The sequence below is a fragment of the Tenacibaculum sp. genome, from assembly GCF_048269885.1.
Classification (GTDB): Bacteria; Bacteroidota; Bacteroidia; order Flavobacteriales; family Flavobacteriaceae; genus Polaribacter.
The window spans coordinates 1-12,046 of sequence record NZ_JBLWTZ010000017.1 but is presented as its reverse complement, the minus strand read 5'-3'; the positions used below and the strand labels follow the sequence as shown (position 1 = coordinate 12,046).

At 37.7% G+C, this 12,046-nt stretch carries 10 protein-coding genes; 8 read left to right on the top strand and 2 right to left on the bottom strand.

The features are described 5' to 3' along the window. Positions 1-54 precede the first annotated feature (54 nt). Positions 55-1,731 carry a dihydroxy-acid dehydratase gene (gene ilvD, locus ACN0WY_RS12915; RefSeq protein WP_417800621.1) on the bottom strand — a complete coding sequence of 559 codons (1,677 nt, stop codon included), beginning with the start codon at positions 1,729-1,731 and terminating at the stop codon, positions 55-57. Position 1,732: 1 nt separating this feature from the next. Beyond that, complete coding sequence (locus tag ACN0WY_RS12910; RefSeq protein ID WP_417800620.1) at positions 1,733-2,620, bottom strand: branched-chain amino acid transaminase; 888 nt, start codon at positions 2,618-2,620, stop codon at positions 1,733-1,735. Between the two features lie 899 nt (positions 2,621-3,519). Here ACN0WY_RS12910 and ACN0WY_RS12905 point away from each other — a divergent pair. The 8 genes from ACN0WY_RS12905 to ACN0WY_RS12870 all read left to right on the top strand — a co-directional run bounded on the left by ACN0WY_RS12905 (position 3,520) and on the right by ACN0WY_RS12870 (position 11,839). Beyond that, positions 3,520-4,131, top strand: a complete 612-nt coding sequence (locus ACN0WY_RS12905; RefSeq protein ID WP_330487024.1) for a GNAT family N-acetyltransferase — start codon at positions 3,520-3,522, stop codon at positions 4,129-4,131. After that, the gene (locus ACN0WY_RS12900; protein ID WP_417800619.1) at positions 4,128-5,321 is read left to right on the top strand and encodes an argininosuccinate synthase; all 1,194 of its coding nucleotides are present in this window, start codon (positions 4,128-4,130) and stop codon (positions 5,319-5,321) included. The genes ACN0WY_RS12905 and ACN0WY_RS12900 overlap by 4 nt, the downstream gene beginning before the upstream one ends. A 245-nt stretch (positions 5,322-5,566) precedes the next feature. Next, a complete protein-coding gene (gene argC / locus ACN0WY_RS12895) occupies positions 5,567-6,544 on the top strand; it encodes an N-acetyl-gamma-glutamyl-phosphate reductase (RefSeq protein WP_417800618.1) in 978 nt (325 codons plus the stop codon). Between the two features lie 54 nt (positions 6,545-6,598). Beyond that, the gene (gene proC / locus ACN0WY_RS12890) at positions 6,599-7,396 is read left to right on the top strand and encodes a pyrroline-5-carboxylate reductase (RefSeq protein ID WP_417800617.1); all 798 of its coding nucleotides are present in this window, start codon (positions 6,599-6,601) and stop codon (positions 7,394-7,396) included. Then, positions 7,396-8,523 carry an aspartate aminotransferase family protein gene (locus tag ACN0WY_RS12885; RefSeq protein ID WP_417800616.1) on the top strand — a complete coding sequence of 376 codons (1,128 nt, stop codon included), beginning with the start codon at positions 7,396-7,398 and terminating at the stop codon, positions 8,521-8,523. Before proC ends, ACN0WY_RS12885 begins: the two co-directional genes overlap by 1 nt. A 397-nt stretch (positions 8,524-8,920) precedes the next feature. Beyond that, positions 8,921-9,859, top strand: a complete 939-nt coding sequence (locus ACN0WY_RS12880) for an acetylornithine carbamoyltransferase (protein WP_417800615.1) — start codon at positions 8,921-8,923, stop codon at positions 9,857-9,859. Positions 9,860-9,995: 136 nt separating this feature from the next. Next, positions 9,996-10,775 (top strand): acetylglutamate kinase, encoded by a 780-nt coding sequence (argB, locus tag ACN0WY_RS12875; RefSeq protein WP_417800614.1) that lies wholly within the window; start codon positions 9,996-9,998, stop codon positions 10,773-10,775. Next, on the top strand, positions 10,772-11,839 hold the full coding sequence (locus tag ACN0WY_RS12870; RefSeq protein ID WP_417800613.1) for a M20 family metallo-hydrolase: 1,068 nt from the start codon (positions 10,772-10,774) through the stop codon (positions 11,837-11,839). Before argB ends, ACN0WY_RS12870 begins: the two co-directional genes overlap by 4 nt. Positions 11,840-12,046 lie beyond the last annotated feature (207 nt).

Below are 12,046 nucleotides of genomic sequence, written 5' to 3'. Positions count from 1 at the left end.
ATCAAACACCTCTGCAAGCCTCAGGAAATTAATCCTCTGGCTATCGCCCTGCGATTAAAATTCGTCGGTTACACATCCATTAGAAGCAGATGCTACTGTTCTTGCATATTTATAGAGTACCCCTCTTTTTACTTTTAAAGGTGGAGCTGTCCATTCTTGTTTTCTTTTGACTAATTCTTCTTCCGAAACCTCAACATTTATCGTATTCGTTTCAGCATTAATGGTTATGGTATCCCCGTCTTTTACTAAAGCGATTACCCCACCTTCTTGCGCCTCAGGTGTAATGTGACCTACCACAAATCCATGCGTTCCTCCCGAGAAACGACCGTCGGTAATTAGCGCAACCTCTTTACCTAATCCTGCTCCCATAATAGCAGCTGTTGGCTTTAACATTTCAGGCATTCCAGGGCCTCCTTTGGGCCCTTCATAGCGAATTACCACCACATCTCCTTTTTCTACTTTTCCGTCTCTTATCCCATCATTAGCGGCATACTCTCCTTCAAAAACTTTGGCTTTTCCTGAAAAATACAATCCTTCTTTTCCTGTTATTTTAGCTACAGAACCTTCTCTGGCTAAGTTTCCATAGAGCATTCGTAAATGTCCTGTGGCTTTGATAGGAGTTTCTAATGGTTTTACTACATCTTGCCCTTCCGTTAAACTTGGAACTGCTGCTAAATTTTCCTCCAATGTTTTTCCAGTTACGGTTAAACAATCGCCATGTAACAACCCTTTTTCTAGTAAATATTTTAAAACTGCTGGTGTACCTCCTACTTTGTGTACATCTTCCATAAGGTACTTTCCACTAGGTTTTAAATCGGCTAAAAATGGCGTTTCATCAGAAATACGTTGAAAATCTTCTAAGGTAAATTGTACCTCTGCTGCTTTTGCGATGGCTAAAAAGTGTAGTACTGCATTGGTAGAACCTCCCATTACTGTTACCAATCGTACCGCATTTTCCAACGATTTTTTAGTAACGATGTCTGATGGTTGGATGTCTTTTTCAAGTAATACCCGTAACGCTTCTCCTGCCTTAACACATTCTTGCTCTTTGTCGTTACTTATCGCTGGGTTCGATGAATTATAAGGCAAACTCATGCCCAAAGCTTCAATTGCTGATGCCATCGTATTTGCGGTATACATTCCTCCACAAGCTCCAGCTCCTGGGCACGCTTTCTCAATCACATTTTGATATTCTTGTTGCGTAATGGTTCCCGCTACTTTCTCTCCCCATGCTTCAAAGGCAGATACTACGTCTAACTTTTTTCCTTCATGGCATCCTGAAGCAATCGTTCCTCCGTATACTAAAACTGATGGACGGTTTAAACGTAACATCGCCATTAAGGCTCCCGGCATGTTTTTATCACAGCCTACCACAGTTACCAATCCGTCATACGACATTGCTTGGACCACCGTTTCCATAGAATCAGCAATGACATCACGAGAAGGAAGTGAATAGCGCATTCCTGGGGTTCCCATAGATATTCCGTCAGAAACACCGATGGTATTAAATATCAACCCCACTAAATCGGCATTTTCGGTTCCTTCTTTTACCAATTTTGCCAAATCGTTTAAGTGCATATTACACGGATTTCCTTCATATCCTGTACTTGCTATTCCTACCAATGGTTTTTCTAAGTCTGATTTCGACAAACCTATAGCATGCAACATGGCTTGTGCTGCTGGTTGTGTATCGTCTTGCGTTACTTGTTTACTAAATTTGTTTAGTTCCATGTTAACTTGCTTTGCGTTTTTGACCTAAGCCTACTACTTCGTCTTTGTATAATTTCATTAATTTATATCCGTGTGATTTTTCCCAGGCTAGAGGAAATTGATAATCGTCTAGTGACTGTAATCCAACTACTTCGGCAGCAGTTCCTGTAAAAAAGCAAGCATCTGCATTTTTTAATTCTTCTAGCGTAAAATGCTTTTCTTCAACAGAGATTCCTTCTTCTTTACATAAATCGATAACTGTAGCACGGGTAATTCCTGCCATAATGTGACCTCTTGGTGGCGTGTATAACTTCCCATCTTTCTGCATAAAAACATTGGCTCCTGAACATTCAGCTACATTACCGTTCATATCTAATAACAATGCTTCGTCATAACCGTTATTTTTTGCTTCGTTCGTTGATAGTATAGAGTTGGTATAGTGACCTGTTACTTTGGCTTCTACAAAACATGATTTTGGATTCGGACGTTGGAATGAAGACGTTTTTACACGTAGCAATTTATCTCCCATATACTTGCCCCACTCCCAACATTGTATTACTAAGTTCGTCTCTTTAGAAGTCAACAAACTCATATCGGCTCCAGTAGTCACTAACGGACGTATATATGCATCTTTCAAACCATTACGTTCTAATAATTCATACGTAATTTGTGTTAATTGTTCTTCTGAATACTCCAATTGAATATTCATGACTTCTGCTCCATACTTAAGCCTTTTATAATGCTCATATGGCTTGAAAATTTTCGCTCCTTCGTTGGTATTGTATGCTCTTATACCCTCGAAAACCCCATTTCCATAGTGTAAACTTTGACTATACAAGTTAGCACTTGCTTCTGCGGCTTTGATAAACTCTCCGTTGTAATAGATTACTGTTTCTTCGTTGTAATACATTTTTCAGTTGTTTTGCTGTTCAAAATTATTTTTCGTTTTTTATTCTCTTTTCTATTTTCCTGTGCTTTAATGATTTCTAACCTATCTTTAAAAAACACAATTACCTATAAATCAATACATTAATTTTTTAACCTTATGATATTCACGGAATAAAAAAAGCCTGTATCTAGAGTTAGATACAGGCTTCCTTATAGGCAAAAATTATCTGTATCAACTCGGTGGAGAGCTAATAATGACAATAATAATTACCACGATGTTAAAAAATTGATTCATGTTTTTTGCAACTAAAAAAGGCTTCCTAAAATTTAGGAAGCCTTTTTAAAATTTATATTATTTAATAATAAATACCACTTCCTTATCCTTGTGAAATAATCACAATGACAATAATAATAGAAATGATATTTACTACTTGTTTCTTCATTTGATGCCACAAATATTTGAAATTATTTTTTAGTTATCCTAATGTTTTTTTGTTTTTTTTATTTCCCTTTATAAAAAAACATCTCATAACCTCCTATATTACTTACACTTATAAAAAAAATTATTTTTTATTTAGTATTTATCAAAATTTATTTTATAGATTTGCGGCATCATGCAAACAAATAAAATATACAACTATATACCCAGTTTATCAGTGCGGTCTTACAGACGGTACTAGTCTTCCTTTTGCTTTAAACTGAGTATTGTATAATTTATTTTTTTATCTGTGATTTCAATCATTTACATTTTTATATCGTTACAAATTCCTGTTGTTATTTTTAACAACTCAACTACTGTACGACCTACTTTTATCCGACGTCGCCCGTAAGGGTATGACTTCTTTTTGGGAACTCAGGTGCGTCCAGTTCTTCTTTCAAACCAAGGATTATTAACAGAAAATATATTTAAAATCAATTTCAATGAGAGTTGTTATTGCTAATCAATCGCATAGTAAGTATGCAGAAATTATTTGTCAAACTATTGACGAAGCTGCACTGGTTAGAGGCACAGGAATTGCCAAAAGAAAACCAGAATATATTATTACAAAACTAGAAAATGGCAATGCTGTTATAGCACTAGACGGAGATAAGTTTGCTGGCTTTTGCTATATCGAGGCTTGGAGCCATGGCAAGTTTGTAGCGAACTCTGGATTAATCGTACATCCAGATTATAGAGGTATTGGCTTAGCCAAAAAAATTAAAAAAGTAGTTTTTGAGCATTCAAGAACCAAGTTTCCTAATGCCAAAGTATTTAGTATCACTACTGGCTTAGCGGTTATGAAACTCAACAGCGAATTAGGCTATCAACCTGTTACTTTTTCTGAACTTACAGAAGATCAGTCTTTTTGGAATGGGTGTCAGACTTGTAAAAATTACGATGTCTTGCAACGTACACAGCAAAAAATGTGTTTGTGTACCGGTATGTTATTCGATCCTAACAAAAAACCTCAAAACATAAAAGTAAAAGCCAAAGTCTTTCAAAGACTCAAAAGAATTAAGGAAACCATCTTCCTAAAAAAAGACAAAAAATGAAAAAATTAGTAATTGCTTATAGTGGCGGATTAGATACTTCGTACTGTGCGGTAAGCTTATCAAAACAAGGATATGAAGTTCATGCAGTTAGTGTGAATACCGGCGGATTTTCTTCCGAAGAAATTAAAAGAATTGAACACAACGCTTACACCATGGGTGTGGCTACCTATAAAAATATCAATGCGGTAACCGATTATTACAACAAAGTAATTAAGTACTTAATTTTTGGCAACGTATTAAAAAACAACACCTATCCGCTTTCAGTAAGTGCTGAAAGAATTATACAGGCCATAGAAATTGTAAACTACGCTAAAAGTATTGGTGCTAGTTATATTGCTCATGGTAGTACAGGTGCCGGGAACGATCAGGTGAGATTTGATATGATTTTTCAAACAATTGCTCCTGAAATTGAAATCATAACGCCTATTAGAGATTTACAACTTTCAAGACAGGAAGAAATTGAATACTTAAAAAGCAACGGTATTGATTTGTCTTGGGAAAAAGCTAAATACTCGGTTAATAAAGGCTTATGGGGAACCAGTGTAGGTGGTGAAGAAACGTTAACTTCAGAACATCCGTTACCGGAACACGCCTATCCTTCACAAGTGACTAAAACGACTCCGGAACAAGTAAAACTTTCTTTTTTTAAGGGAGAATTAATCGCTGTTAATGACAATGAAAAAGCTCCTGAACAAAATATTGAGCAACTGAATGCCTTAGCTTCTAAATTCGGAATTGGTAGAGATATTCACGTAGGCGATACTATTGTAGGTATTAAAGGAAGAGTTGGTTTTGAGGCGGCAGCGGCGTTAATCACGATTAAAGCACATCATTTGTTAGAGAAGCACACCTTAACCAAATGGCAATTGCAACACAAAGAATATTTAGCAAGTTTTTACGGGATGCATTTGCATGAAGGTCAATATTTAGATCCTGTGATGAGAGACATGGAAGCTTTCTTTGCTAATAGCCAAGCAAAGGTAACCGGCGATGTGTTTGTAACGCTAAAACCGTATCACTTTACCTTAGACGGAATTGATTCTCCGCACGATTTAATGAATGCCAAGTTTGGTAGTTACGGTGAAATGAACAAAGGATGGACCGCTGAAGATGCTAAAGGGTTTATTAAGTTATTAGGAAATCAGAATAAGATATATCAACAGGTGAATCAATTAGCGGTTAGCGGTTAGCAGTTAGCAGTTAGCGGTTAGCGGTTAGCGGTTAGCGGTTAGCGGTTAGCGGTTAGCGGTTAGCGGTTAGCGGTTAGCGGTTAGCGAAAATATAAATTTAGAATTCTGTTAGTTAACATATTTAATACTAACTACTAAAATAAAAACCGTCATAACGAGGAGCGATAGCGACGTGGTTATCTCGAAAAACGGATAACAAAACAAACAACAAACAAATCTCACTTAGTGAGCAAACAACAAACAATATGATACAAGTAGGAATCATCGGAGGTGCTGGTTATACAGCAGGAGAGTTAATCAGACTTCTATTACAACATCCAAAAGCGGCTATTAATTTTGTGTACAGCACTTCTAATGCTGGTAACAAAATAGCGAATGTGCATCAGGATTTAGTGGGGAGTACCGATCTAACTTTTACCAATGAAGTCAACACTTCTGTAGATGTTTTATTCTTATGCTTAGGACACGGACATTCTAAACAGTTTTTGGAAACACATACCTTTTCAAATCATACAAAAATTATTGATTTAGGGAATGATTTCAGATTGGAAGCCGACAGTACTTTTCAAGGGAAAGAGTTTGTATATGGGTTACCGGAATTTCAAAAAGAAGCCATTCAACAGGCATCTTATATTGCCAATCCGGGATGTTTTGCTACCGCAATCCAATTAGCTTTATTGCCGTTAGCTAATGCAGGTTTGTTGCAAGAGGATGTGCATATCAATGCAGTAACCGGAGCTACCGGAGCGGGAACTTCGTTATCGGCCACCACGCATTATACATGGAGGGATAACAATTTTTCGTACTACAAACCTTTTACGCATCAGCATTTAGGAGAAATCAATCAGACTTTGCATACTCTTCAAAACAGTTTTGACAATAATGTATGGTTTATGCCTAATAGAGGAAATTTTTCCAGAGGTATTTACGCTACGTTGTACACCCATTTTGAAGGAACTTTAGAAGAGGCGACACAACTCTATACTGAGTATTATAAAGAGGCTGTTTTTACGCATGTAACAGACCAAGAGCTGCATTTAAAACAAGTAGTCAATACCAATAAGTGTTTACTTCATGTACACAAACATGGTAATAAATTACTTATTACCAGTGTAATTGACAACTTATTAAAAGGAGCTTCCGGACAGGCGATTCAGAATATGAACCTGATGTTTGGCTTTCAGGAAGGTACCGGATTACAACTAAAAGCAACCTATTTCTAATAGTTACAAAGAGATTAACGAACAACAACACAACATACAATCAAAGCTTTCCAGATGAACATAGCAATTATAGGAACAGGAAATTTAGGTAAATCCATTGCAAAAGGATTGATACAACACAACTCGTTTACACAGCTCTTCTTAACGAAAAGAAATACGGATGAACTCAATGAATTTAAAAGTCTCCCAAATGTTTTCATCAGTACCAACAACGAGGAAGCCATTGCGCAATCAGACATCATTATTTTTGCGGTGCAACCTAGACACTTTGAGGGAGTTTTAAAAGAAACTACTTCGGTACTTACGGAAAAGCATATCTTAATTTCTACCATTACCGGTTTTTCTATAGAAAAGATGGAAAACCTTATTGGAGCTGAGCCTATTATTATGAGAGCGATGCCGAATACGGCTATTGCCGTAGGTAAATCTATGACCTGTATTTGTAGCAATGCTCAAGGAAAAGCACACCTGCAAACCGCAACCACTATCTTCAATCAATTAGGTACTTCTATGGTGATTCCTGAAAGCCAAATGCAGGCGGCTACCGTAGTATGTGCAAGCGGTATTGCCTTTTGGATGCGTTTGATACGTGCCACTACACAGGCTGCGATTCAGCTAGGTTTTGATGCTAAAGAAGCACAAGAGCTAGCCATGCACACCAGTGAAGGCGCTGCCAATTTATTAATTGCCACCCGAAATCATCCGGAAGAAGAAATAGACAAAGTAACCACCCCAAAAGGTTGTACTATTGAAGGCTTAAACGAAATGGAACACAAAGGTTTAAGTGCTGCTTTAATACAAGGAATGGTTGCCTCTTTCAACAAAATTAACACTATAAAAACAGCAAACTAATGAGTTTATTTGACGTATATCCTCTTTATGATATTACCCCAGTAACTGCCAACGACGTATATGTATACGACGATAAAGGCTCGCAATATTTAGATGTATATGGCGGACACGCTGTAATCTCTATCGGGCACTCACACCCTACCTATGTTAAAAATATTAGCGAACAAGTAAGTAAACTAGGTTTTTACAGCAATGCCATTCAAAATCCGTTACAGGTTGCATTGGCTGACCAATTAGAAAAACTATCGGGTTGTAAAGACTATCAGTTATTCTTATGTAATTCGGGGGCTGAGGCTAATGAGAATGCTCTAAAACTAGCCTCTTTTCACACGGGCAAACAAAAAGTAATTGCCTTTAAAAACTCATTTCACGGGCGTACTTCTGCGGCAGTAGCAGCTACCGACAATCCTAAAATCATAGCTCCTATCAATGCACAACAAGAAGTGATCTTTTTAGAGTTTGAAGACTTAGAAGGTGTTGAAAAGACTCTTCAGAATAAGGATGTTTGCGCTATTATTATCGAAACCATTCAAGGTATTGGCGGCTTAGACGAAGCTTCTACCACTTTTTATAAAGGACTGGAAACCTTATGCCAACAATACAACACTGTACTGATTGCAGATGAAATTCAGTGCGGATTTGGTAGAACGGGTGATTTCTTTGCTTTCCAAAAGCATGGCATTACGCCACATATTATTTCTATGGCAAAAGGAATGGGGAACGGGTTTCCTATTGGTGGTATTTTAATTCACCCAAGCATTCAAGCTTCTCATGGATTGTTGGGTACTACCTTTGGTGGTAATCACTTGGCTTGTGCGGCATCTTTGGCGGTACTTGACACCATAGAAAAAGAACAGTTGATGAAGAATGTACAAGAGGTTTCCGCTTACTTTATTGAGCAAGTTTCCACCATTCCACAACTAAAAGCTATAAAAGGTAGAGGTTTCATGTTAGGTTTAGAATTTGATTTTCCTATTGCCAACTTAAGAAAATCATTATTATTCAATCAGCATGTATTTACAGGAAGTGCTAAAAGTCCTAACCTATTGAGAATTTTACCATCGTTAACCTTACAAAAGGAGCATGTAGATGCTTTTATCATCGCCTTACAAAAAGAATTGAACTAATCATAACACAAGTAGCATGAAACTAAAATCGCGGAAAAACCTCAATAAACCTTGGTTTTATTAATACCATAAATTTTGAGTTAATGATAACTTGGTTGTCAGTTCGAGTATCGACCCTTAGGGAGATGTGCTTCGGCTTTTCTCAGCAGAGCTATCGAGAACTAATAAATGATCTCTCGATACAATTTTTCTTCCTTTTAGTCAGAAAAACCACTCGACATGACACATCAAAACTTAAAAGACTAATGATTAAAACATTAACAATAAAACTTTGGTTACACACAACCCCACAAATACAAATGAAACATATAAACAACCTTATTACCAATCCCGAATCATCTGGGTGACGTAATACCAAAATATAGATTGCTAAAGAGGCAATCATCCATACAAAACCATGAAAAAATATACCGCTATCAACGATATTGAGAATCTTTCAGATACCATACAAAAGGCTATTCAGTTAAAAAAGAACCCGTATCAATGTACGCATATAGGTCAACACAAAACCTTAGTTATGCTGTTCTTTAACGCTAGTTTACGCACCAGATTAAGTACTGAAAAAGCAGCTAAAAACCTAGGAATGCAAGTAAGTGTATTAAACGTTACCAATGCTTGGAATATGGAGTTTGAAGATGGTTCCGTGATGAACTTAAACACTTCTGAACATATTAAAGAAGCAGCCAAAGTAATTTCTCAATATGCCGATATTATTGCGGTAAGGGCATTCCCTACCCTAGAGGACAAAGAAAAAGACAGCGCCGAGACCGTGCTGAACAGTTTTGTAAAATACGCCACCGTGCCTGTTATCAATATGGAAAGTGCTACCGACCATCCGCTACAAGCCTTGGCAGATGCGATTACCATTACGGAAACCAAAACGGTAGCCAAACCTAAAGTAGTACTGTCATGGGCACCGCACCCGAAGGCATTGCCGCACTCGGTAGCCAATGCTTTTGTACACTTAATGCACAAAATGGAGGTAGATTTTGTCATTACCCATCCGAAAGGATATGAACTAGATCCGGAAATCACGAAACAGTTCCCTATTGAATACGACCAACAGAAAGCTTTTGAAAATGCCGATTTTATCTATGCTAAAAACTGGAGTTCTTTTAATGACTATGGTAACATATTGAACGAAGACCCTAACTGGATGATTACGCAAGAAAAAATAGGTGCTGCTAAATTTATGCACTGCCTGCCCATCAGAAGAAATGTAGTAGCAGAAGATGCGGTTTTAGATGGCGATAATGCATTGGTGATAGAACAAGCCAATAACAGAACTTTTGCAGCTCAGGTAGTATTAAAGGAGATTTTAACTCATTTAAGTTGAATTTTAACTTGTCAGTTCGAGTGTCGACCACAGGGAGATGTATCGAGAACTACTTGAAAGCGTCTCGATACAATTTTTCTTCCTTTCAGTACGAAAAATCACTCGACGTGACATTAAATTAAAAGATAGTTAACAAATGAAAACCATAAAGATTGTTAAAATAGGCGGAAACATCATTAATGATGAAAAAGCTTTGAACAACTTCTTAGCTGATTTCGCTCAGCTAGAAGGACCGAAGGTATTGGTTCATGGCGGAGGGAAATTAGCTTCTGAATTGGCCAACCAACTCAACATTCCGGTAACTATGATTGAGGGCAGACGTATAACGGATACACAAACGTTAGACGTAATTACCATGGTATATGCCGGAAAAATCAACAAACAAATTGTTGTTCAGTTACAAGCCTACAATGCCAATGCTATAGGTTTTACCGGAGCAGACGGAAACACCATTGTATCAGTAAAACGTCCAGCAAAACCTATTGATTACGGATTTGCCGGAGATGTAGTAAAGGTAAACCCTGAGCTTCCTGCCCTATTAATCAATCATGGGGTAACCCCTGTATTTTGCGCGATTACGCATGATGCAAACGGACAATTACTCAATACCAATGCCGATACTATAGCCTCGGAAATTGCCATCGGTTTATCGGCACATTTCAGTACCGAACTCTATTATTGTTTTGAAAAACCGGGCGTGTTAACTGATGTTACTGATGATACTTCTGTTATTGAACAAATCACGTTAGACACCTATGCTCGACTAAAAACTGACGGAGTCATTTTTGAAGGTATGCTTCCTAAGTTAGACAATTGCTTTCATGCCCTAAAAAACAACGTTCAAAAAGTACACATAGGCAATACAGCTATGGTATTTAACTCAAAAAACAAACACACCTCATTACAACTATCATGATACAAAGACTTACCACAAAAGCCATCAGGCTGTTAAAAAACCTAATAGAAACACCTTCTTTTTCTTCGGAAGAAGATGCTACTGCCCTACTATTAGAAAACTGGTTTCAGGAATACAACATACCGTATACCCGAACGCAAAACAATGTATGGTCTACCAATCAATATTTTGATGCCAATAAACCTACATTGCTATTGAACTCACATCACGATACCGTAAAACCGAACAACGGATATACCAAAGACCCGTTTAAAGCTATGGTAGAAGATGGAAAACTTTACGGATTGGGAAGTAACGATGCCGGAGGCTGCTTGGTTTCCTTATTAGCAACCTATACCTATTTTTATGCTCAAGAAAACCTACAATACAACTTGGTATTTGCAGGAACAGCAGAAGAAGAAAGTAGCGGCCCTAACGGGTTAAACGGATTATTAAAAACCTTACCCAAGATTGATGTGGCTATTGTGGGAGAGCCTACGTTAATGAATTTAGCCATTGCCGAAAAAGGTTTGGTAGTGTTTGATGCCGAAGTAAGCGGAACCCCAAGCCATGCCGCACACCCGAATCACGATAACGCCATTTATAATACGATTGAAGTATTGCAATGGTTTAAAAATATTACGTTTGAAAAAACGTCGAAAACCTTAGGAGACGTCAAACTCACCGTAACACAAATCAATGCCGGAAAGCAGCACAATGCCGTTCCCGCAGAAGTAAAATTAGTAGTAGATGTTCGTGTAAACGACCAATACACCAACCAGGAAGTAAGTGACTTTTTACAGGAACACGCACCGTGTAAAATTGAGCCAAGAGGATTGCATTTAAACTCCTCTTCTATTCCGATAACCCATCCGTTGGTACAAGCAGGCATTGCCTTAGGAAGAGAAACCTATGGTTCACCTACCTTATCGGATCAAGCCGTGTTGAGTTGTCCGTCGTTAAAACTAGGCCCCGGAGACAGTACCCGTTCGCATACTGCTGATGAGTTTATTTATCTGCAAGAAATTGAAGAAGGGATTGCGTTGTATATAGCGTTGTTGGAGAAGGTATTAATAAGGAGTTAGATGTTAGATGTTAGATGTTAGAAATAAACAAGACTAGGGAGCAAAGAAAAAAGAAAATAGACTTTTAAAACATCTTTGTTCTAACAGCGAAGCGGTCTATTCTCTTGATTCTAAATAACCGTCATAACGAGAAGCGGTCATTGAGCCTTTCGGCTTCGCTCAAGGTAAACTCAAAAGTCGAAATGAGCGACGTGGTTATCTCCAGAT

Coding starts and splice junctions, on each gene's coding strand:
- ilvD (WP_417800621.1), bottom strand. CDS start 1,731: ATGGAACTAAACAAATTTAGTAAACAAGTAACGCAAGACGATACACAA.
- ACN0WY_RS12910 (WP_417800620.1), bottom strand. CDS start 2,620: ATGTATTACAACGAAGAAACAGTAATCTATTACAACGGAGAGTTTATC.
- ACN0WY_RS12905 (WP_330487024.1), top strand. CDS start 3,520: ATGAGAGTTGTTATTGCTAATCAATCGCATAGTAAGTATGCAGAAATT.
- ACN0WY_RS12900 (WP_417800619.1), top strand. CDS start 4,128: ATGAAAAAATTAGTAATTGCTTATAGTGGCGGATTAGATACTTCGTAC.
- argC (WP_417800618.1), top strand. CDS start 5,567: ATGATACAAGTAGGAATCATCGGAGGTGCTGGTTATACAGCAGGAGAG.
- proC (WP_417800617.1), top strand. CDS start 6,599: ATGAACATAGCAATTATAGGAACAGGAAATTTAGGTAAATCCATTGCA.
- ACN0WY_RS12885 (WP_417800616.1), top strand. CDS start 7,396: ATGAGTTTATTTGACGTATATCCTCTTTATGATATTACCCCAGTAACT.
- ACN0WY_RS12880 (WP_417800615.1), top strand. CDS start 8,921: ATGAAAAAATATACCGCTATCAACGATATTGAGAATCTTTCAGATACC.
- argB (WP_417800614.1), top strand. CDS start 9,996: ATGAAAACCATAAAGATTGTTAAAATAGGCGGAAACATCATTAATGAT.
- ACN0WY_RS12870 (WP_417800613.1), top strand. CDS start 10,772: ATGATACAAAGACTTACCACAAAAGCCATCAGGCTGTTAAAAAACCTA.